16 protein-coding genes and 1 riboswitch are annotated in these 21,431 nt (G+C 71.8%); of the genes, 4 read left to right on the top strand and 12 right to left on the bottom strand.

The window, feature by feature from the left end:
• Window positions 1-16 precede the first annotated feature (16 nt).
• The 6 genes from ACFVZH_RS09155 to ACFVZH_RS09130 form a co-directional block, all read right to left on the bottom strand.
• Window positions 17-544 carry a dioxygenase gene (locus tag ACFVZH_RS09155; RefSeq protein WP_384894849.1) on the bottom strand — a complete coding sequence of 176 codons (528 nt, stop codon included), beginning with the start codon at window positions 542-544 and terminating at the stop codon, window positions 17-19.
• A 226-nt stretch (window positions 545-770) separates the two neighbouring features.
• On the bottom strand, window positions 771-1,772 hold the full coding sequence (locus ACFVZH_RS09150; protein ID WP_384894847.1) for a phosphotransferase family protein: 1,002 nt from the start codon (window positions 1,770-1,772) through the stop codon (window positions 771-773).
• Window positions 1,773-1,803: 31 nt separating this feature from the next.
• A complete protein-coding gene (locus ACFVZH_RS09145) occupies window positions 1,804-2,748 on the bottom strand; it encodes an ROK family protein (RefSeq protein WP_384894845.1) in 945 nt (314 codons plus the stop codon).
• On the bottom strand, window positions 2,745-3,881 hold the full coding sequence (locus tag ACFVZH_RS09140) for a zinc-binding dehydrogenase (protein ID WP_384894843.1): 1,137 nt from the start codon (window positions 3,879-3,881) through the stop codon (window positions 2,745-2,747). Before ACFVZH_RS09140 ends, ACFVZH_RS09145 begins: the two co-directional genes overlap by 4 nt.
• A 276-nt stretch (window positions 3,882-4,157) precedes the next feature.
• On the bottom strand, window positions 4,158-5,099 hold the full coding sequence (locus ACFVZH_RS09135) for a hypothetical protein (RefSeq protein WP_384894841.1): 942 nt from the start codon (window positions 5,097-5,099) through the stop codon (window positions 4,158-4,160).
• Window positions 5,100-5,588: 489 nt separating this feature from the next.
• Window positions 5,589-6,383, bottom strand: coding sequence for a hypothetical protein (locus ACFVZH_RS09130; RefSeq protein WP_384894839.1), 795 nt, complete (start codon window positions 6,381-6,383; stop codon window positions 5,589-5,591).
• A 479-nt stretch (window positions 6,384-6,862) separates the two neighbouring features.
• Between ACFVZH_RS09130 and ACFVZH_RS09125 the strand changes: the two genes are divergently transcribed.
• Complete coding sequence (locus tag ACFVZH_RS09125) at window positions 6,863-7,192, top strand: hypothetical protein (protein ID WP_384894837.1); 330 nt, start codon at window positions 6,863-6,865, stop codon at window positions 7,190-7,192.
• A 780-nt stretch (window positions 7,193-7,972) separates the two neighbouring features.
• On the opposite strand, the gene ACFVZH_RS09120 is transcribed toward ACFVZH_RS09125, so the two are convergent.
• The gene (locus ACFVZH_RS09120; protein WP_384894835.1) at window positions 7,973-9,331 is read right to left on the bottom strand and encodes a chloride channel protein; all 1,359 of its coding nucleotides are present in this window, start codon (window positions 9,329-9,331) and stop codon (window positions 7,973-7,975) included.
• Between the two features lie 794 nt (window positions 9,332-10,125).
• Here ACFVZH_RS09120 and ACFVZH_RS09115 point away from each other — a divergent pair.
• Complete coding sequence (locus ACFVZH_RS09115) at window positions 10,126-10,395, top strand: hypothetical protein (protein WP_384894833.1); 270 nt, start codon at window positions 10,126-10,128, stop codon at window positions 10,393-10,395.
• Between the two features lie 697 nt (window positions 10,396-11,092).
• Here the strand turns inward: ACFVZH_RS09115 and ACFVZH_RS09110 are convergent.
• Window positions 11,093-11,932, bottom strand: a complete 840-nt coding sequence (locus ACFVZH_RS09110) for a hypothetical protein (protein WP_384894832.1) — start codon at window positions 11,930-11,932, stop codon at window positions 11,093-11,095.
• A gap of 128 nt (window positions 11,933-12,060) precedes the next feature.
• Here ACFVZH_RS09110 and ACFVZH_RS09105 point away from each other — a divergent pair, with 128 nt between their 5' ends.
• Window positions 12,061-12,237, top strand: coding sequence for an integrase (locus tag ACFVZH_RS09105; RefSeq protein WP_384894830.1), 177 nt, complete (start codon window positions 12,061-12,063; stop codon window positions 12,235-12,237).
• Between the two features lie 162 nt (window positions 12,238-12,399).
• Here the strand turns inward: ACFVZH_RS09105 and ACFVZH_RS09100 are convergent, their stop codons facing one another.
• Together ACFVZH_RS09100 and ACFVZH_RS09095 are read right to left on the bottom strand one after the other, a co-directional pair.
• Complete coding sequence (locus ACFVZH_RS09100) at window positions 12,400-13,923, bottom strand: aldehyde dehydrogenase family protein (RefSeq protein WP_384894828.1); 1,524 nt, start codon at window positions 13,921-13,923, stop codon at window positions 12,400-12,402.
• Window positions 13,924-13,967: 44 nt separating this feature from the next.
• Window positions 13,968-15,302, bottom strand: coding sequence for a GAF domain-containing protein (locus ACFVZH_RS09095; protein WP_384894889.1), 1,335 nt, complete (start codon window positions 15,300-15,302; stop codon window positions 13,968-13,970).
• A 149-nt stretch (window positions 15,303-15,451) separates the two neighbouring features.
• A riboswitch (ZMP/ZTP riboswitch) is annotated at window positions 15,452-15,559 on the top strand.
• A 28-nt stretch (window positions 15,560-15,587) separates the two neighbouring features.
• Between ACFVZH_RS09095 and ACFVZH_RS09090 the strand changes: the two genes are divergently transcribed.
• Entirely contained in the window at window positions 15,588-16,442 is an 855-nt protein-coding gene (locus ACFVZH_RS09090; protein WP_384894826.1) for a bifunctional 5,10-methylenetetrahydrofolate dehydrogenase/5,10-methenyltetrahydrofolate cyclohydrolase, read from the top strand.
• 249 nt (window positions 16,443-16,691) lie between these two features.
• Here the strand turns inward: ACFVZH_RS09090 and ACFVZH_RS09085 are convergent, their stop codons facing one another.
• Together ACFVZH_RS09085 and ACFVZH_RS09080 are read right to left on the bottom strand one after the other, a co-directional pair.
• A complete protein-coding gene (locus tag ACFVZH_RS09085) occupies window positions 16,692-18,194 on the bottom strand; it encodes an SWF or SNF family helicase (protein ID WP_384894824.1) in 1,503 nt (500 codons plus the stop codon).
• A complete protein-coding gene (locus ACFVZH_RS09080; RefSeq protein WP_384894822.1) occupies window positions 18,191-21,271 on the bottom strand; it encodes an SNF2-related protein in 3,081 nt (1,026 codons plus the stop codon). The genes ACFVZH_RS09085 and ACFVZH_RS09080 overlap by 4 nt, the downstream gene beginning before the upstream one ends.
• Window positions 21,272-21,431: the final 160 nt, after the last annotated feature.

Genomic DNA, 21,431 nt, shown 5'->3' with positions numbered 1-21,431 from the left:
CAGGGCAGAGGCAGGTTCATACGTCCAGGACGAAGGTGAACTCGGCGTCCCAGCCCTCGGGCGTCTCCCGCACATCCATGAGACATTCCGGCCGGAAATACTTGTCGAGGTGGTTTCGGCGCTCCCCGGGGAAATACAGCATCGTGGTCAGGACGACTCCGCCGGGCGGCTGCACCTTCACGTGCACGTGCCGCGTCCGCCCCGGGTACACGGCGGGCAGTACCGTCTCCAGTCGCCACCGCCCCGCGGTGTCCGCGAACTGGTGCCCGCGCAGCCGAAAACCGTCGTCGTCGTAGACTCCGGCATCCCCGACCTGCCAGAAGTCGAGCAGGGTGCCGCCGATCGGTTCCCCGTCGGGGGTGCGCACCGCACCGTGCAGCAGCATCGGGACACCCCCGTCCACATCGCCCCGGAAGCTGGTCCTGAAGGGGGTGTCGGGCTTGTAGTACGGCCCTTCACGCAGGGCGGGCGTGGGCGGCGTCCCGTTGCAGCGAACGGTCGGCGTGAGCGTCTTCAGGACGTTCTCCGGACTTCCGATCTCCACGGCGGAATTCTCCCTAGGTCAAGGATCTTTCGCTTCGACCCAGGCAGAGTAACCGGAATTCCCCATGGTGAGAAGAAGGCTTCATATCACCTCTCGGCCATTCCTCCGACACTTATTGGCAAGATTTCGAGATTCGCACGGACAGCGGTTTCCTCCCGAGAATGGAGCGGCGCATGGGCCGGATGGGAAAGCGGGGACAACGGGTGGCGGCTGGGTTCAGCGCCGATCAGTGCCTGTCGGCGGCGGACCGCCGTAGCGCGGTGCGCGCGCGGGCGAAGTAGGCATGGTCGGGCGGTGCGGTGAGGATGTCCGCGAGCGCGAAGAGGTCCAGCGTCCGGCTGAGCCGCAGCCAGTCCGCGGGCAGCCGGCCGTTCCCGCCCCGGAAGCCGTCGACGAAGCCCGAGGCGAAGGCAGGCGGGTACTCGTGGGCGAAGCGCAGCATGTTCCCGACATCGAAGAGTGGGGAGCCACTGAAGGCGAGCTCCCAGTCGAGCACGGCGGCCACCGCCCACTGCCCGCCGCACCGTCGAACCAGGACGTTCTTCGGGTTGAAGTCACCGTGGACCAGGCTCCTTTCACCCGCCACGGCGGCAAGTGCCGGCGGCCCGCGGCGGGCCAGGGCACGCAGTACGGCCGAGTCCGTCCCGCTCAGCGGCCCGCCCGGGGCCGCCGTGACCAGGCATCGGTCGACGAACCCGGGCAGGTCACCCAGCGGGGCCGCGCCCTCCGGGGCCGGCACCAGCGACGAGTCGCCGAAGACTCCCGGGCGGGGCAGCCTGACGCGGCTGATCCGCGCCAGCACCGCCCCCACGGCCTGTCCCAGGGCCCGCGCTTCGTCGCCCGCCGGGCCGTCCGCGAGCACCTGGCTGAGCGGGGTCCCCTCCACGAACCGGTAGAGCAGGGTGGGGCGGCCGGTGGTGCGGCCCTGCGGATCGGCCGCGACCACCGTGGTCACCGGGACCACGCGGGCCGCCGCCTGACCGAGGACGGCAACCTCCACCGCACAGGTGTTGCGCGGGACACGGCTGCAGTCGGGCCGGTAGCGGCGCAGCACGTAGCGCTCCGCGCCCGCCGCGTCGGGGCGCTGGACGGTGAGCATGGCCATGTCGTTGGTGAACCCGCCGGGCAGCGGATCCACCTGGTGCAGCTGGGCCCCGGGCAGGGCGTGCGAGATCAGCCAGGCGTGGGTGGCCGGGTCCAGGAGACCTGCCGGATACGGGGGTGTCACACCGGCCAGCCTGCCCTGTCCGGGGCCACCTTCATGCGCCCGGCCCCCCCGATGGCCCAGCACCGGACCGCGACCGTGCGGCGGCGGCCGCCCCGGCTGCCAAGACCAGTCCACCCGCCGGTCCGGCGAGCCGGCCGAGTCGCGCCGGCACCACGAAGTCCTCGGCCGCGTGCTCGGACAGCCCGGGATATCCGGCCAATGCCACGGTCAGTTCGGCACGGAGCAGCGGGAAGAGACCGGGGAACTCCGAGACGCCGCCGCCGATCACGATCCGCTGGGGTGCGGTCGTGTAGATGATGTTGCGCAGCCCTGCGGCCAGGTAGGCCACCTCCAGCCGCAGCGCCTCACGCAGTGCGTCACCGGTCAGTTCTTCGGCGGGGGCCCCCCAGCGAGCGCCCATCGCCTCGCCGCCCGCCAGCCCCTCCCAGCAGTCGCCGTGGAAGGGGCAGGAGCCGGGGAAGTCGTCGCCCGCGATCCGGGGCACCGCGAGGTGGCCCATCTCGGTGTGGACCAAGCCGCTGACCACCTTGCCGCCGATCACCGCACCGCCGCCGATCCCGGTGCCGACGGTGAGGTAGACGTACGTGTCCAAGCCCCGCGCCGCGCCCCAGCGGCCTTCGCCGAGGGCCGCACCGTTGACGTCGGTGTCGATGCCCACCGGTACGCCGAGCGCTGCGGCGACCGGACCGGCGACGTCCACCCCGGACCAGCCGGGCTTGGGGGAAGCGGCTAGGTGGCCGAACTTCGCGTGGCCCGGCCGCAGTTCGAGGGGTCCGAAGGAGGCGATGCCGATCGCGTCCAGCGGTCCGGTCTTGGCGACCGTCTCCTCGAAGAAGGCGATGGCCCGGGACAGGGTGGGGCCCGGCCGGCCGGTCGGGAACCGGATCTCGGCCTCGATCCGGTCGGGTGCCGAGCCGACCAGGCAGACGAACTTGGACCCGCCGGACTCGATCGAGCCGAGCCGCAGCGCGCTCACGCGTCCACCGGCCAGCCGTCGGCGCCGACCGGACCGGAGTGCGACCGGATGACGACCTTGAGCGCGTCGTAGCGCGGTGGTCCTTCGGTGCCGTCGCCTCTGTCATTCCTGTCGCCCGGTGTGAGGCCGCCGAGAGCGGTGAACGCCTCCGCGTACCTCTCCAGCGGGAACTCGTGCGTCACCAGCCGGTTCAGGAGCGGCTCGGCGCCGCCGCCGGGCCGCTGTGGGCCGCCGAGCTCGGCGGCCAGATCCACGGCGACCGGGAAGACGTCAGCCCGGTAGTCCCCCGCGCCGATCAGCTGGATGCCCCGGTTGGTGAGCTGGAGCGGGCGCAGCGGCACGGAGTACGTGTCGTCGAAACCCATCACCACCACCCGGCCGCCGTCGTCGATCAGCCGCAGCGCCGCGTCCAGGCCCGTGCCCGCCGTGTCGAAGACGACGGAGGGACGCTCGCCGCCCGATGCCTTCAGTACGGCCTCGGCCGGGTCCGTTCCGGCCACGTCCACCACGTGGGCGAACTGTTCGCGGGCCTGCTCCAGCCGGTAGCCGTCCGGTTCGACGACGGTGACCCGGCGCGCCCGGCGGGCGGCGACCAGTGCGGTGAGCATCCCGATCGGTCCCGCGCCGAGCACCACCACGGTGTCGTCAAAGGTGACGGACGCGGCGTTGACATTGCTCAGGACGCACGCGAGCGGCTCGATCAGAACCGCGCTGCGAAAGGGCAGCCCGGCGGGAACCCGTTCGACGAAGCGTTCCGGCAGGGTCACGGTCTCCGCGTAGGTGCCGTCCCGGTCGACTCCGACCTCGGTCCCGGGCTTGTGACGGCAGAAGTTGGTCGCTCCCCGGCGGCACGGGACGCACCAGCCGCAGTACAGCGTCGGGTTGACCACCACACGGTCCCCCACCCCGACCGAACGCACCTGCGGCCCGGTCTCCCGCACCACCCCCACCGACTCGTGTCCGAGCACGACGCCCGGCCGGGCCGGGAACCGCCCGAGCAGGATCTTGCGGTCCGTTCCGCAGACTCCCGTTCCCACGATCTCCACGACGACGTCGTCATCGTGCACGAGCTGTGCGGCGGGTCTGTCCTGCAGTTCGGCGGAGCCTGGGCCCAGATAGACGAGAGCACGCACGAGACCTCCCCATCGGTGTCGGAAGGTGACGCTAGTGCAGCCGAATGCGACCGGATAGGACACCTCTGAGCCATTTCGTGGTCGCAGTCGCTGAGGAGAGAAAGCGGTTGGTGTGTGCGGTGTGGGCTGTGGTGGCGTGTTGTGGGTCAGGCGGACGCCGCGAGTGAGGCGGGCGGGGCGCGGAACGGCCGCCTGGTCTCGCAGCGCTGCCCCACACGAGCGGCTCGTGATCGCGGCCCCTCGTTGCGTGCGCTGCAGGGACCGGTGAAGCCAGCGCTACTGCGGGTTGCCGTTGGCGGCGAGGTGGGCGCTCATCTCCATGTGGGCACGCTGGGAGTGGGCGTTGGCCGGGTCGTGGTTGAGCCGGAGGTAGTCGTAGAGGACCCGCACGCACTCGTCCCGGGTGGGGTAGGACGTGTCGGAGGCCAGCTCAAGGCTCTTGGTGACCTCCATCAGCTTCCCGTCGGCCGCGGCGTATACCGGGTGCCAGATGAGCTGCACTGCCGGGTTGAGCGCCATGACCACGCGCAGTTGCGGGACCTCCTGCGCGATAAGAACGCTTTCGGGGTTGTATGCCCGCAGAAAGATGTGGACGGGGCCGCGGGCATGGTTCACGAAGGCTTTGGACAGGACGTTCCACATCGGCGTCTTGAGCATCCAGTCAGAGGTCAGGGTCAGCTTGTCGACCACGCCCCCGAAGGGGGTGGACTCCAGGGGGGTGTGGCCCTTGGCAAGGGCGTAGTCGCTGACCTGCCTGCCGCCCGACCAGAGAGCCAGCGTCGGCGTGTCGATCTCCAGGTAGTCGGCGATGAGCTTCACCAGCTCTTGGTACCAGGTGTTCGACGCGCGATGGTCGCGCTGGTCCTGGCGGTCGGCGTACTTCGCCATGGCCTCGTCGTTGAGCTGCCCCTGTTCGGCGATGCCACTGAGGATGAGCTGCCAGGCGTCGTCCGTGACGTCGTTGGGGAAGCCCGCCTGAGCCATCATGTCGCGGAAAGTGCCCCACTCGCCGTGCACGGTGGGATCGGTGGCATGCCGCCGCGCCTCCTCCCGGACCCCGGGATCTCCCTGGCACTGCACCCAGCGCGTCACGGCCGCGTTGCCCACCGTCCGTTGGAGGTCGGCGAGTACGGCGGGGTGCGGCACCTGTCGGGCGGAGCGCTTCGGGGCCGCGCCCTGTGCCTGCTTCCTCGGTGCTGCCGTAGCTGCCGGTGACACCGCGGGCGTCCTTGTCTCGTGCATGCTTGCCAGCTCTCCAGGTCGCTGTTCGGCCCCCGGAGTCCGAGATTAGGACCTCTGCACGGCCCCTGTGAGGGTCGAAAGGGCAGCCAGAAGGGCACGACGGGCCCGAGGCTGGCCAATGGGGTCACCCCCGCGCGCGGTAGGAATCGAGCAGCGCGGAGGGCACCCAATGGGAAGCCGCCGGCTGCGAGGTGACAGGACATTCCGCATGCTGGCGAACCAGATCCTCTGAGACCGGTGAATCGGACCAAGTCACTCGAGACAGGGGCCAGATCACCGGAGACGCGACAGACGTGCCGTGTGTCGACGCGCTGCCCCTCAGTGTGTCCTGTGCCATCGAACCTTGATCGCGTGCCAGCGAACTTTGATCGACAAAACCCTGGATGCAATCGGGCCAGTCCCCTGGCCTCAGCAAGGCCAGGGCTTCACGCTGCACACGAATGGTGTCCTACGGTCCAGGCTGGGTCAGACGGTGGCGGTGACGGTGGCGCGGCTGAAGTCGGCGATGCGGGTGTAGCGGCTGGAGTCCTTTTCACCCTCGCTGAGGGCGGCCTTGCTGTTCTGCCAATAGCCGCCTTCCTTCTTGGTGTTCGTGCTCAGGTACAGCTCGTAGTCACCGGGGTCCAGGTCGGGGATGAGGACGTCGTGGCGGAAGCGGCCGTCGGAGTCGAAGCTGCCGCGGAAGTCCTTGTGGTGGCTGGGGGTGGTGTCCCCCTTTTTCTTCAGCCGCAGGGTGCCGCGGCTGATGGACGGCTTGTACGAGGCGTCGTAGTTCTCGGGGTAGTAGCCGGATCCCCAGTCGTACTCGGCCGTGGCCTCCCAAGTGGCGATGACGGCCTTGTTGCCATTGTTCAGGGTGGCCGGGGTGAGAGAGACGCGGTGCGTGATGCGGGACCAGCCTCCCGCGCTGTGGTCGCGGTGGTAGCCACCGGACACGGTGGTGCCCCGGCTGACGACAGTGGCCACGGCCGGCGGCACGGGGGGCTCGGGCGGAGCGGGCGGCACGTAGTGCTCGACACCCCGATTGACCAGCAACAGTGCCTCGCGCTCCCCGCCGGCCGGCCCGTCCTTGAACACCAGCAGCGCGGGCATTTCCTCCGACTCACGACCTTCCACGTCCTCGCCGTCCGCCCAGCCGTCCTTCGCGGTCCAGGTCGTGTGCCGCAGGGCGTTCTCGGGCGTCGAGTAGACGGCGTGGAGCCGGCCGTCGTACGAGGCGAGAGCAGGAGGGTAACCCGACACGTGGATGGCCGGGAGCACGGTAGCGCTGTGGGCAGAGTTTGATGAAAAGTCCGTAGATATGGAAGGTGGCTGACCAGGCATGATGACGGACCTGGAGTGGCTTGATCACTGGTTGCAGCGGGCGCCGGCTCTCTCAGGGGAGATCCTGGAGCGACTGATGGAGCACCTGACCGAGGGCGAAGACGAGTGACCACCGGGTCTGTGTCGTCGCTCCGAGCCGGCGAGGCTCGAAGCCGGCTCGTGCAGCAGGCCCCGGAGATGGCCGAAGACCCATGGGAGGCGCGGCGATCTGGTCGCGATGGCTGTCGTTGTCCGAGAGGGACGACGGCAGCGCCCTCCCGTGCTTGGCGACGGTGGTGCGGTCGGTTGAGAGGTGGCGTAGCGGGTGGGGATCACGGTGACGACCGCGGGAGCGATATCCAGGGCTGCCGCAGCCATCAGGCAGTGCCACGATGAAGGGAAGGAGATTTGTCGCCAGGCGCTTCAGGGAGGCGGCCATGGGCCGCGAGTATCACTTTCATAGCGAGCACGCAGGCTGCTCGGTCACGGTGGGCCTGCGGATGGGCGGGACGCGGGAGCTGGAGCTCCTCGTGGACGGGAAGCAGGTCGCCGCCGCCCGCGTCCATGGCCACCAGGCCCAGACGGCGGTGATGACCACAATCCTGCCCACCGACCCGCCTCGCGGCATCGAGGTCGAGGTGACGCTCCCGGGCGCTCTCGGCGGCGATCCGGCAAGCATCCTGCTCGCGGGTGGCGAACGCAGGCCCATGCTCGCCCGGGAGGTGCCCCGACGGGCGCGGGCGGTGGAGGCCGACTGGTACTCCTGACCGTGTCGGGGCGCCCGGCACGGTCGCGTACTTCTCCGCGAAGTCGGTCAACGCCCGGTCGAAGGAGTCGCCGCCGCCCAGGTAGGCCGCGGGGGAGTGCTCGGCATGGCTCGACCGAGGCACCCGGGCGCGGGCGGCCCTTCCGGAGGTAGCGCGTTCGCGTGGGCTCGGATGAGGGCGGACCCGAAGGGACTCGGTGGCGTCGGTCATCGGGATGTCCTCCGTCCGGGCCAGGTACTCGCGTTGCGTTCCGGACCTCCCCGTCCCACTCTGGGCCGGCGTGGAGGGCGGCGCCCGTCCGGTCCGTGCCCCGAGGACTGCGACACCGAGTAGGGGAGCGAAGCCGCGTCATGCAGGACTGATCCGTGCCAGGAAGGTCACGTTGAGTATTCGCTGCGGATTGCGTCGATCCGTTGGAAGTCCTGCGCTCGCACGGCTCCTTGGCGCGGCGGTGCTTGTGCTCGCTCTCCGCGATCAGCCTGGTGCCCACCACCCGCTTGACGAGCATCGCCGTCGACGAAGCCGACCGGTGGGCCGACGGCTGACCACGGGGCGCCCTCGATGATCACCAAGACCAGGCGGGCGGCCAAGCGAGTGAAGGCACCCCTCTTGTGTACGCCCGTGGCGCACGCCCCGCTCGGCGGGCAGCAGCAGAACGAAAGCGCCGAGCGGAAACGGACCAGGATGCCCCTTGGTCCTCGCGATGCCATCAACGAGATCAAGAACCATGGTAGGTCCCGGACCGGATCTCGCTTGCGCCAACCGGCGCTTGACGGCATGTCACCTCGTCGTCGGTTCCTTGTGTGCGGGAGCCTGCGACGCGCCGGCCGGTGGCGGGTTGAGTCGTTTTGACACGACATAGGCGACCACGACCGTGACGATGACGAGTGGCATGACGGTGAGGCCCTGCGATCCCAGCAGCAGGGTGGCCAACAGCACCGAGGTCAGCGGGAGCCCGAGCATGGTGACCGACATGGCTCCGATCCCCATCGCGAACGCGGGGGTGAGCTCCAGCCCAGGAAGGTGGGACAGCGCGATCCCGCCCGTCGCCCCCAGGAACATCGCCGGGAAGATCGGGCCTCCTCTGAACGCGCTCAGTGAGGCGCAGTACGCCAGCCCTTTGCACGCGACGAGCAGGGTCAACGTACCGGCGGAGTAGTCGGCGCTGTTCGCGAGCAGCGGGCCCATGGCGGCCTGCCCCGAGTACAGCACGTCGGTCGCGGCTTTCCCCGTGCCTTCGGCGAAGGCGATGGCGAGCCCCGCGACCGCCAGGCCCATCAGTACGGTGGCGGTCACCCGGCGCCGCTCGACATGGGGCTGTACCAGGAGGGCGAGCCGCCGGATGCCCGTGCCGACGAGGGCCGCCGCCAGTCCGATGACGAGTGCCCAGCCGAACTCGGCGACATCGGGCGTGTTGGCGTGCGGGACCTCCGGAAGCGCCAGCGAGTACGTGCCGAGACCGGTCCAGCTGTCCAGGCCGGTGAAGACGAGCGAGCCGATGCCGGCGGCGAGCAGGCCAGGTACGAGCACGACCCCGAGCATCGGCCCGCCGATTCCCGAAGCCTCCATGAGCAGGAACGCACCCGTGAGGGGTGACCCGAGCAGGGTGCTTACCGCGGCGAAGCTTCCGGCGGCTCCGACGACGGCCCCGGCCCGCTCCGGCAGGTCCGGCTTGAGCAGGCGTACGAGCCAGATGGCCGTGCCGCTGCCGAGGGCGATGAGCGGTGCCTCGGGACCGAGGACGGCACCGAGGGCCAGTGTGGCCACGGCGGCGACGAAGATGCCGGGAAGCTCGCGCGGCTTCGGCGCGCCGGTCGTCGACAGCCCCTCGGCGGGCTTGTGGCCACCGATTCCCGGAAGGTATCGGATGGTCGCTCCGACCAGCATGCCTGAGACGGCGAGTAGCGGCAGGGGCCACCAGGGAGGGGTTTCCTGGAAGCCCAGCGCCTTGGGCAGGTCGGTGTAGGTCCACGGCTGGAGCTCGTTGACCAGGGCGAGGAAGCCGTACGCGGCTGCCGAGATCGGCACTCCGAGCGCCGCCGCCATGACCAGGAGCCCGACGTAACCGCGGGTCCTGACCATGGCGAAGGGATCTGGCGTCAGCTCGCCCGGTGCTCCGACAGGTCTGTCGGCCGACATGCGTATCAGCTCCTTGGCTCGACATTCATCGGGATCGCGGCGGTCCACTGGCGTTTTCCTGATGTGGTACCACGCGGCGGCCGCTGTACCGGGCGGGCTCACCGCCTTTGTGCGGTGGTGGAGTGATGGTCATTCAGGCGGACCAAGGTCCTCGTCGGGTGGCTCACCCGATCGGGCCTGCACCGTCGGCGAGCCGGTAGCGTCCCGGGGGTGCGGGGCGCGCGGACGGTCGAGTCCCACGCGGACAGCGTCCAGGACGGTGTGTGCGGCAGCGCCACACGTATGGGTCAGGACTTGTCGAAGGAGCCGGACGGACTCCTTGCCATGAGGAGCAAGTCGCCGCGAACAACAGGATGAACAGCGAGCGGGTGGTCGCGAGCGCCTCGCCGGCTCTCAGCCGAAGGTGCAGGGACCGGATGATCGAACCCGTCTGCCGGGCGACGATCGCGGACACGGCGCGCCGACCGATGAGCAGTTCGACCACCGTTCCGGCGCTGGATGACCCGGTACTTGTCGTCCAGGACGGGGCCACCCGACCCCGACCGCGATGGACCGTGCGTCACGGCGATCGACGGCTCCCTGCGCGGGACGATCGCCGACAGCGTCGGCGCCCGGTTGCCCGCGCCGATGGCCGGACACGGGGCACGAAGATCGCCTACGCCGCCTTGTGGGGCGCCATCCATCCGGGCGGTCGGCATGAGGGCCGACGAGGGTCGTCGGCCAGGGCCGCGACCGGTACGGCACAACTGCGGCCGCCTTGAACGTGGCGGGCGGTGAGTCGTCCCTCGGACCTGGTGACACTCAGTACCGACATCGACTCCACCGGTGTCAAGCCCGCCGACTGCGGCGGCCACAATCGCGCCTTGAACAAGGACATCGCCGCATCAGCCCGCTCGAAGACGGGCGACAACTTCGGGCACGCCACGACCGGAGCCACCGCCGAGATCAGGCGCCAGTGGAACGACTTCAAGGCCGAGCTGCTCAAAACGTACCCCGATCACCGGCGCGGCGCCCAGATGGTCTGTGTCCTCGTCCACGACGACCCTGCCCGCGCCTGCCCCTGACGGGGAGGGTTCGGCCGGATGCCGCAGTGGCAGTGAGCCCAGGCACCGGCCGGACACTTGCCCTCCGGGCCGCAGCCCCCGCTCGCCGGGCGGCGCTGGAAAGAGGTGGGAAGGCCGTCAGCTGGGCTCGTCCGGCCTGACCTCCGTCAGCAGAGCAGATCACCGTGCTTGTCCCGGCTGCTCATCGCAGCCCGTCCACCGTCCTGCCGTGAGGGCGAGACGCACCCATCCAGGTCATGCAGGACGGCCTTGCTCACGCGCGGTTCTTCGATGGGGCGTTCTCCGTTGGGGCAGACGTGTCCGAGCGGGTGCCCGCGTCGTGAAGGTTTATGGGGCAGGTGCGGACCACGCGATCGTTCCGATGCTACTGATCGGCCTGGGCATGGGTGTGCTCGCCTCCCAACTCGGGGCAACCACGGTCTCCGCGGTGCCGGACGAGAAAGGCGCTGAGGCCGGCGGTGTGCAGAACGCCTTCACCAACCTCGGGTCATGGCACCGCACTCGCCGGGTTCATTCCGATCGGCGTGCTGACAACGTTGTTCCTGGCCAACTTCGCTCGGAACCCGGCGATCCCGGAGGGAACCAAGGGCCGTCCCTCGTCGGTCGGCCAGTGCCGGTAGTTTCGGGGGAGCGTCGGTTCTCGGAGCAGGGCGGTGTCCGAGGGACCGCGTGGGGCGTTGAGGTCGCCGGCGGAGCTCTACGGGCGTTCGAAGAGTTGGAGGACGCCGCCGACGGAGAAGCACAGGGCGCCGGTGAGGGTGCCCCAGTTGGCGATGTCGATGTTGACCGGGCTGCCGGTGGCCGGCCGGGTATACGCGGCGAGGGCCGAGAGCATGAACAGGACGGACCCGAGCTGGTTCACCGCGACGATCCACCAGCCGAGGCTGCGCGGGAGCAGGCGGGGCCTGCCGTGGCAGACCTCGGCCAGGGCGAGGTGCCCAGAGGCCAGGAACAGCACGCAGCCCACCAGGTCGGGTACCCAGATCAGTCGGTTGATCTGGTGGACGTTCAGTCCCTGGAGGAAGGAGTCCAGCAGGTTGACGCCGAACACCAGGGTGCCGGTGAACAGGAGGAAGGCGCTCAGCCAGTCCACCCGCGTCGGCTCGTAGCTCCACCACCGCCAGCGGTGGGTGACCAGTGCCTGTCCGCCGACCACGTGGCGGGGCGCGTTGATCACCTGCAGCAGCGAGGTGTAGCCGCCGGTGTTGAAGAACAGGCCGCCAGCGAAGTAGATCGAGGAGATCTCGGTGGCGTCGCCGGAGCCGAACTGGGCGACGCCGGCAGCGGCCGCGAAGAGGGCCCCGCCGATGACGAAGGCGGTTGCGGCTACGGCGTTGAGCCTGCGCAGGCGGCGGACCGCCACCTCGTCGGCACGAGCATGGTGGCCGGCCTCCGGGCCTGGTGCCCGGACGGCGAGGAGTCCGCGGCGCCGCGCGAGGCGCGACTCCCAGACCGCTTCCCCGCCACCAGGTAGAGGCCAGGTGACCCGGGTGGTGAATGGTCCCGCGCCTTCGGCGCGCTGCTCGGCATGGCTCACGACCCGATACTAGATCGCCGAGCATGCCTCCTCCCGGTGAAACGGCGCTCCGGTCCCACACCCAGAGGCACCTCCGGGCTGACCAGGCGGCTGCCTGACGATCTCAGCACGCAGGCATCTCGCTCTGGTTGTACTCCGGTGTGGACCCGGCCGAATGCGCTCGCCGCGCGGGTCAGAGCATCGAGGTCCTCTTCCGGCACTACGCCAAGTTCCTGGACGGCGTGCGGGAGCAGGCCAACAGCCTCATCGAGCAGTCGATGGAGGAGTGGGACCGCGTCAGCCGGGGCCAGGCGCCTGTGCGGTGAGTCCGGAGTCTGGTCCGTGACTGGTCCGGAAGCACTGGTCAGGAGTGGGATACCGGTGGGATGAACCGGGAGTTTGGGCGTAAATGAGACCCCTCCCTGCGCAGAGCTAGGGAGAGGCGCCGAACGGGCGAAAGTGCAGGTCAGGCGCCTCTTCTCGTGCCCCTAGAAGAACCCGAGCTTCTTCGGCGAGTAGCTCACCAGCAGGTTCTTCGTCTGCTGGTAGTGGTCGAGCATCATGCGGTGGTTCTCGCGGCCGATGCCGGACTGTTTGTAGCCGCCGAAGGCGGCGTGCGCGGGGTAGGCGTGGTAGCAGTTGGTCCAGACGCGGCCGGCCTGGATGGCTCGGCCGGCTCGGTAGGCGGTGTTGGTGTCGCGGGTCCAGACGCCGGCGCCGAGTCCGTAGAGGGTGTCGTTGGCGGTGCGGATCGCGTCGTCGAAGTCGGTGAAGGAGGTGACGGCGACGACGGGGCCGAAGATCTCCTCCTGGAAGACGCGCATGCGGTTGTCGCCCTCGAAGATGGTCGGCTGGACGTAGTAGCCGCCCGCGAGGTCGCCGCCGTGCTCGACGATCTGGCCGCCCGTGAGGATCTTCGCGCCCTCGTTCTGGCCGATCTCCAGGTAGGAGAGGATCTTCTTGAGCTGGTCGGCGGAGGCTTGGGCGCCGATCATCGTGTCGGTGTCGAGGGGGTGGCCGGGGATGATCCGTTCCGTACGGGCGACCGCCGCTTCGAGGAAGTCGGCGTAGTGGCCGCGCTGGACGAGGGCGCGCGAGGGGCAGGTGCAGACCTCGCCCTGGTTGAGCGCGAACATCGTGAAGCCTTCGAGGGCCTTGTCGCGGAAGTCGTCGTCGGCGGCCCAGACGTCGTCGAAGAAGATGTTCGGGGACTTGCCGCCGAGTTCGAGGGTGACCGGCTTGAGGTTCTCGGAGGCGTACCCCATGATCAGCCGGCCCGTCGAGGTCTCGCCGGTGAAGGCGATCTTGGCGACGCGGGGTGAGGAGGCGAGCGGCTTGCCGGCTTCCTCGCCGAAGCCGTTGACGACGTTGAGGACGCCGGGCGGCAGGAGGTCGGCGACGAGGCTCAGCCAGAAGTGGACGGAGGCCGGGGTCTGTTCGGCCGGCTTGAGGACCACGGCGTTCCCGGCCGCCAGGGCCGGGGCCAGCTTCCAGACCGCCATGAGGATCGGGAAGTTCCACGGGATGATCTGCGCGACGACGCCGAGCGGCTCGTGGAAATGGTACGCGACGGTGTCGTCGTCGATCTCGCTCAGGGCGCCCTCCTGGGCCCGCAGCGCCCCCGCGAAATAGCGGAAGTGGTCGATCGCGAGCGGGATGTCCGCCGCGAGGGTCTCCCGGACGGGCTTGCCGTTGTCCCACGTCTCGGCGACGGCGAGCGCCTCCAGGTTGCCCTCCATACGGTCCGCGATCCGCAGCAGGACGGCCGCGCGCTCGGCCGGCGCCGTCCGCCCCCACGCGGGAGCGGCGGCGTGCGCCGCGTCCAGGGCGCGCTCCACGTCCTCGGCGGTGCCGCGGGCGACCTCGGTGAAGGGGCGGCCGTCGACCGGGCTCGGGTTCTCGAAGTAGCGGCCGCCCGCCGGGGCGACGTACTCGCCTCCGATCCAGTGGTCGTAGCGGGCCTGGTACGACATGAGCGCGCCCTCGGTACCGGGTGCGGCGTAACGGGTCATGGGCATGGCCTCCCTGGGACGCGCCGACCGTCCCTGGCCGGCGCTCACGGCCGAGTGTGGTGACCCGTACGTTGCAACCCCGTTGCACCGGCCGACAGTTCCGCCTCAAGGGAGTCCAGGCGCGCGCGTACGGGAGGAAGCTGGGGCGCCGGGACGGCGGCGCACAACGCCCGCCAGACCACCACGTCGTCCTCACCCCACGTGCTGTACGCCCAGTCGGCGAGCAGTCCGGGGTCGCCCCGGTCCACCAGCGCCGCCCGAAGCCGGCCCGCGAGCCGCTCCCTGAGCCGTACGACCCCGGGCGCGGTCGACGACGGGAGCAGCGGGCCCGGGTACTCCGCGGCCGCCGCAGCGACCGCGCCCGAGGCCAGCCGCCGGTCCACCGCCGCGAAGTCCGCGTCCACGGCGCCCGCGAGGCGGTACGGGCGGGAGCGCAGCACGTCGGGGCCGACCAGTGCCCGCAACCGGGACAGCTCTGCCCGCAACGTCACCGGGGTCACCGACTCGTCCTCGTACAGCAGGGTGAGGAGCCCGTCGCCGCCCACGCCCTCCGGGCGGTGCGCGAGGAGCACCAGGATCTCGCTGTGCCGGTGGCTGAGCCGCACCCGCCGTCCGTCGACGGAGAGCACGGCCTCGTCCCGGCCGAGCGCGGACAGGGAGAGCCGCCCGGGCTCCGGGGCCGGTGCGAGGAGGGCCAGTTGCGACTCGGCCGCCCGCGCGACCGCCTGCACGAAGCCGAGGCTGTGCGGGTGGGCGAGCCGCGCCCCGCCCGTGATGTCGACCGCGCCGAGGACCCGCCCGGTGCGCGGGTCGTGCACCGGTGCGGCGGCGCAGGTCCACGCCCGGACCGTACGCCGGAAGTGCTCGGCGGCGACGACCTGCACCGGCCGGTCGACGGCGAGGGCGGTCCCGGGCGCGTTCGTCCCCGCCGCCGACTCCGACCAGCGGGCCCCGGCCACGAAGTTCATCCCCCGTGCCTTCCGGAGCGTGGCCGGGTGTCCCTCGACCCACAGCATCCGCCCGGCCGCGTCGCAGACGGCGAGCAGATGCTCCCCGTCCGTCGCGTACGCCCCCATCAGCTCCCGGATCACCGGCATCGCCGCCGCCAGCGGATGGCCGGAGCGGTACGCGGCGAGCTCGTCCTCCTCCAGCTCCACCCGCGCCGCGCCGTCGGGGCTCACGCGCGCGCGTACGGAGCGTCGCCAGGACGCGGCGACCAACGGCCGCGCGTCCCCGGCCGCCTGCCGGGTCTCCCGAGCGCCCTGACCCGGCGCCGGGGCGGCTTCCGGATCCAACCGCGGATCCAAGCCCGGATCCGAAAGTGGTACCGGGCCGACCCGCGCCCCCCGATCCCGCGCCGGTTCCGATGTGCCGGCCATCCATCCGTCGCTCAACTCGGCCTCCCCGTCGAGGTCGTCACGGCCCGTCCGGGTCATCGTGGTGGTCGTACGGGCCGTCGACAAGCGGCCGGACGCCGTCGCATATGCACCCTGTCCGGGACCCGCCCCGGGCCGCTCACGTAGAGTGGGGCTCGGGCCGTGACTGGCGCTTGAGGTGGATCACCACCGGGGAGCGGCCCGGTGGGGCGCGTCGTGACGGCGCGGTTCCGCCGATGCCGTGCGCCTGGGCGAACCACCGGTCAGAGACGACGCCCAGGAGTTGCCATGTCCACCAGCACCGCCACCCTCATGGACGGCACGGCCCTCGCCCGCCGTACGGTCGAGGAGACCGCCGCCCGCGCCGCCGAGATCACCCGTCGCACCGGCGTCACCCCGTGCCTCGCGACCGTCCTCGTCGGCGCGGACCCCGCCTCCGTGACGTACGTGAAGATGAAGCAGAACCGCTGCGCGAAGGCCGGAATCCGCTCCAAGCACGTCGAGCTGCCCGCTTCCACGACGACCGAGGAACTCGTCGCGGCGATCACCGCGCTGTCCGAGGACCCCGAGGTCCACGGCATCCTCCTCCAGCACCCGGTCGGCCCGCACATCGACGAGCGCGCCGCCTTCGAGGCCATCGCCCCGGAGAAGGACGTCGACGGCGTCACCATGGCCTCCTTCGCCGCCATGGGTTTCGGACTTCCCGGCTTCGTCTCCTGCACGCCCGGCGGCATCATGCGGCTCCTCGACGCGTACGACGTCGAGCTCAGCGGCAAGCGGGCGGTCGTCGTCGGCCGCAGCGCGATCCTCGGCAAGCCGGCCGGTCTGCTCCTCCTCGGCCGGGACGCCACCGTCACCTACTGCCACTCGCGCACCAAGGACCTCTCCTCCGTCGTCCGCGAGGCCGACATCCTCGTGGCGGCCGTCGGCAAGCCGAACTTCATCAAGGGCGAGGACATCAAGCCGGGCGCCGTCGTCATCGACGCCGGCTACAACTCGGGCAACGTCGGCGACGTCGACTTCGCCTCGGCCGTCGAGCGCGCCTCCCTCATCACCCCCGTACCCGGCGGCGTCGGCCCCATGACCATCGCCGTCCTCCTCGCCCAGACCGTGGAAGGCGCGGAGCGCCAGCTCGGCCTGTAGGACCGGACCGGCCCCGTCGGCGCCCCGTGGTGGAAGCCCGGCGCGCCCGACCCGGTGGGAGGGGCGCGCCGGAGCGACTGCCGTTCTTCCCATACTCGGATCCAGGCCGGACCGGACCAGACCGGATCCAGGCTGGACCAGGCTGGACCAGACCGGACCCGGCGGGACAAGACCCGCCCTGACCCGGCCAGGCCGGTCGCAGCCGGCCCGACCCACGGCCGCCGGTCCCCACCCGGATCGGTCGCGTGCCTACGCGTCCTCGCCCGTGGCACCGCCGGTCAGCGCCGTCGCCAGGGCGACCGCCGGGTCACGGTCCGGCGGCCCGGCGGGGGACCACTGAGCACCGGCCCTGGCGTACGGCCACCAGCGGCCGTCGGCACCGAGCCGTAGTTGTGCCTCCGTACCCACGGCCGTCCAGCGGCTGCCCGACCGCCGCAGTACGGGCCGCTCGTCGTCCTCCCATGCCTCGGACAGCCGTGCGCCGGCCCGGGTGAGGTGTTCCGCGTCCGGGGTCCACTCCTCCTCCAGTACGGAGAGGGCGGCGGCGCCTCCGAGGCGCCACGCGCGCGTGGCCAGGTCCAGCTCGGCCGGTGTCCGGCCGGAACCGGCGGCGAGCCGAGCCGTGATCCACGACACGGGCGAGTCCGCCGCCAGCCGTACGGCGTCCTGAGTGGCCGTCAGCGGCGCGACCGCCGCGTCCTGTCCGGCGAAGGCGGCCAAGCCGCCCGAGGGGTCGGGAGCGGTGGCGCTGCCGTGGACACCCGCGGGATGGGGTGGGGCGGCCGGGCCGCCGGCGGCGCCGAGGGCGGCCACGAGCAGCCGATGGGCGCGCGCCGCCGCGTCCGTCGCCAGGAACTCCAGCGCCGTCGGGTCGATCCCCGGCTCGGGGTCGGTCTCCGTGTCCAGGCCGGGCGAGACGCCCGGGACGGCGAGGGCGGTCGGGGGCGCGGGCAGCGGCGGCAGGAGGAACCCTTCCGCGTACGCGTCGGCGGCCGACACGCCCGGCATGCCGCCGACGCCCACCGCACCGTCCGCGGCCGGCGTGCCGTCCCCCTCCCGTCCGCCGTGCGCCGACGGAGCCGAGGCACGGGCGACGCTGCGCGCCTGGAGCTGGTCCAGCAGGGTGCGTTCGCCGCGTCCCCGCATCAGCAGCAGGACGAAGGGGTCCTCGTCGAGGAGGCGCGCGACCTGGTAGCAGAGCGCCGACGTGTGCGGGCAGTGGTCCCATGCCTCGCAGCCGCACTCCGGCTCGAGGTCACCGACGCCCGGCAGCAGATCGAGCCCGGCAGCCGCCGCGTCCTCCACCAGGTGGGGCGGCATCTCGCGGTCGAGGAGCGCGGCGATGTGCCCCGCGCTGTCCACGGCGAGGTCGAGCAGCCGCTCCCACTCGTCCTCGGAGAGCTCCCTTACGAGCACGTCGCCGCGGTACGCCGTGCCGTCGCGGTCCTTGACGACCGCCGTGATCCGGCCGGGCCGCACCGTCACGGCGCCCACCGCTCCCGCGCGCGCGTGCCGGCGTCCTGCCTTGAGCTGCACGTTGTCGAGCGCGGTGTCCTCCAGGGCCTTGAGCCACGCCAGGCCCCACCAGGTCCGGGCGAACGCCTTGCCCTGCGTCGGCGGCAGCGCCGCGAACGTCCGCTCGTCGCCCCCGTGCCCGGCGCCCGGCGCGCCGCCGTGTCCACCGCCCGGCGTGCCCGCGTGACCGCCGAGCGGTCCGTCGCCGCGCCCGTAACCTCGTCCGGTCCCGCTCATCGTCCGTCCCCTCGCAGTCGCACCAGCTCCGCCAGTTCGGCATCGGTCAGTTCGGTCAGCTCACGCGGGGCGTCCGCGCCCGTCCCGAGCACGCTGTCCGCGAGTTCCTTCTTGCGGTCGAGCATGGCCGCGATCCGGTCCTCCACCGTGCCTTCGGCGATCAGCCGGTGGACCTGGACCGGCCGGTCCTGCCCGATCCGGTAGGCGCGGTCGGTGGCCTGTGCCTCCACGGCCGGGTTCCACCAGCGGTCGTAGTGGACGACGTGCTCGGCCCGGGTGAGGTTGAGACCCGTCCCGGCGGCCTTCAGGGAGAGCAGGAAGACGGGGACCTCCCCGTCCTGGAAGCGGGCGACCATCGCCTCGCGCTCGGCGACCGGTGTGCCGCCGTGCAGGAACTGCGTCCGCACGCCCCGCGCCGCCAGATGCGCCTCCAGGAGCCGGGCCATGGCCACGTACTGGGTGAAGACCAGTGTGCGGGCGCCCTCGGCCAGGATGGTGTCGAGGAGTTCGTCCAGCAGCTCCAGCTTGCCCGAGCGGCCCTCGATGCGCGGCCGCTCCTCCTTGAGGTACTGGGCGGGATGGTTGCAGATCTGCTTGAGGGCGGTCAGCAGCTGCATGACGAGGCCCCGGCGTTCCATGCCCTGGGCCTCGGCGATGGCCGCCAGGGTCTCGCGTACCACCGCCTCGTAGAGTCCGGCCTGCTCCGGCGTCAGGGAGACGGCCCGGTCGGTCTCCGTCTTCGGCGGCAGCTCGGGTGCGATGCCGGGATCGGACTTGCGGCGGCGCAGCAGGAAGGGACGGACGAGGGCGGCCAGCCGCTCGGCGGCGGCCGGGTCCGTACCGCTCTCGACGGCGGCGGCGAACCGGGTCCGGAAGGCGCCCAGGGTGCCGAGCAGCCCCGGCGTGGTCCAGTCGAGGATCGCCCACAGCTCGGAGAGGTTGTTCTCCACCGGTGTGCCGGACAGGGCCACGCGTGCGCGTGCGCCGATGGTCCGCAGCCGACGGGCCGTCGCCGAGTACGGGTTCTTGACGTGCTGCGCCTCGTCCGCGACGACGAGTCCCCAGTTCCGCGCGGCGAGCCGCTCGGCGTCGAGGCGCATGGTGCCGTACGTGGTGAGGACGAAGCCGCCGTCGGCGAGCCCGTCCAGGTCACGTGTCGCGCCGTGGAAGCGGCGCACCGGCGTGCCGGGCGCGAACTTCTCGATCTCCCGCTGCCAGTTGCCCATGAGCGAGGTGGGGCAGACGACGAGTGTGGGGCCCGCGGCGGCCGGGTCGGTCTGCCGGTGCAGATGGAGCGCGATGACGGTGATCGTCTTGCCGAGGCCCATGTCGTCGGCGAGACAGCCGCCGAGGCCGAGCGAGGTCATGCGGTGCAGCCAGTCGAGCCCGCGCAGTTGGTAGTCGCGCAGGGTCGCCGCGAGCGCCGCCGGCTGGGAGATCCCGGGACCGCCGCCCTCGGGGTCGGCCAGCCGTTCCCGCAGCCGCTCCAGCCAGCCGGTCGCCGCCACCTCGACAGGGCGTCCGTCGACCTCGGTCGTGCCGGTGAGCACGGCCGCGAGGGCGTCGACCGGTGTCACCTTGTGGTCCTGGTGCGCCCTCGCCCGGCGCACCTCTGCCGGGTCGACGAGGACCCAGCGGTCACGCAGCCGGACGAGTGGCCGTCCTGCCTCGGCGAGGCCGTCGAGTTCGGCCCGGGTCAGCTCGCGGTCACCGACGGCGAAGCGCCAGTGGAAGGCGAGCAGCGCGTCGGCGGAGAGGAAGGAGGGGAGGGACGAATTGGAGTGGCCGTCGGCCGAGCCCGAGGAGAGGCCGTCCTCGAAGGGGCCACGCCCGCCGGAGCCGTCCTCGAAGGGGCCACCCCTGCCGGAGCCGCCCCCGTTCCCGCTTCCGTCGCCTCCCGGGTCCACCCCCGCAGGGCCGATCGCCGCGCGGGCGGTCAGCCGGTCCGAGAGCTCGCGCGGCCAGTGGACCTGGACGCCCGTCGCCGCGAGGGCGTGGGCGGCCGGGCCCAGGAGTTCGGCGACCTCCTCGTCGGCGAGTTCGACGGTGTCGGGGACGGCCGCCGAAAGCAGCGGGGCCAGCGGGGGCCAGGCCCGGGCGGCGCGGCGCAGGGCGAGCAGGGCGTCCATGCGGGCGCGTGGGCCGAAGGCCGCCCCCGCCGGGCCGGAGCCCGCCCATACCTCCGCCGCGTCCGCGACCAGGGTCGGGTCGGCGACGCCGTGCAGCTGGAGCACCGCATGGAAGGCCGGCGCGTCCTGGGCCTCGACGGTGAAGCCGGGAAGTTCGAGGCGGAGCGACAGCCGGACCCCCGCGTCGTGGACGGCGGCCACATCGGCGGCCCACGCCCGCTGCTCCGGGATGGGTTGGGGCTCGTCGGCGGCGAAGGCGGGGCCACCGGCCGCGATCGGAGCCGCCGGGGTACGGGGGAGGGTGTCGGCGACCGCGTCGGCGAAGGCACGGAGCAGCGCCTCGGGTTCGGGCAGCAGCAGCGGCTCGTCCAGGGACAGGGGGACGGCGTGGGCCACGGGCGGCATCGAGGCGGCGAGCGTACGGATCTCCGCCAGCTCCTCCGGGCCGAGGGGACCGATCCGCCATGCGTCGTGGTCTTCGGCGGTGAGGCCGGGGAGGAGGAGGCCGCGGGAGACGAGGTCGAGCGCGAGGAGCGACGCGGCCCCCCAGAAGGCCGTCGCCGGGGACGCGGAGTCCGAGAAGCGCGCGCGGGCGAGCAGCGGCAGGGCGTCCCGTACGGGAACGGCGTAGGCGGGGACGGTCACGGGCTGGTGGCCGTCCCCGTCGACGACCGTCAGCTCGACGTGCGGTGACGCGGGGCCGCCGTCGGTGGCGGAGCCGTGCTGGGCGTCGCCGCTCGCCGGGCCTCCGTCGAGCAGGGCCTCGCCGTCCGGCGACCAGAAGGCGATCCGGCCGGCGCGGGGCGGATCGGCGGGAAGGAAGACGGCGGCGTGACGGGTGAGCGCGGGGCGGAGCCCGGGGACGGCTTCGGGTGCGGGTTCTCGAACGGGAGCGGGAACAGGAGCGGGTTCGCGGGCCGAATCATCGGGTCCGTGCGACAGCGACAACGCATTCCTCAAATTTGACTACCTGGGGACCGAGCCGCCGAGGTTACCTCACCGCAGGCGTCTGACGGGCCATCAATCGCGGTGATCCACCTCACAGGTCACGGGGGTGGGGCTGGCCCCACCCCCGCACCCCGGGCCACCCCCTGCCGGGGACGGGTGG

Source organism: Streptomyces sp. NPDC059534, from assembly GCF_042743475.1.
In the GTDB taxonomy this organism is placed as follows: domain Bacteria; phylum Actinomycetota; class Actinomycetes; order Streptomycetales; family Streptomycetaceae; genus Streptomyces.
Note: the sequence above shows the minus strand (reverse complement) of the source record. Positions and strands in the feature narration are given on the sequence as shown.

Coding starts and splice junctions, on each gene's coding strand:
- ACFVZH_RS09125 (WP_384894837.1), top strand. CDS start 6,863: ATGGGCCGCGAGTATCACTTTCATAGCGAGCACGCAGGCTGCTCGGTC.
- ACFVZH_RS09120 (WP_384894835.1), bottom strand. CDS start 9,331: ATGTCGGCCGACAGACCTGTCGGAGCACCGGGCGAGCTGACGCCAGAT.
- ACFVZH_RS09100 (WP_384894828.1), bottom strand. CDS start 13,923: ATGACCCGTTACGCCGCACCCGGTACCGAGGGCGCGCTCATGTCGTAC.
- ACFVZH_RS09095 (WP_384894889.1), bottom strand. CDS start 15,302: ATGGCCGGCACATCGGAACCGGCGCGGGATCGGGGGGCGCGGGTCGGC.
- ACFVZH_RS09090 (WP_384894826.1), top strand. CDS start 15,588: ATGTCCACCAGCACCGCCACCCTCATGGACGGCACGGCCCTCGCCCGC.
- ACFVZH_RS09085 (WP_384894824.1), bottom strand. CDS start 18,194: ATGAGCGGGACCGGACGAGGTTACGGGCGCGGCGACGGACCGCTCGGC.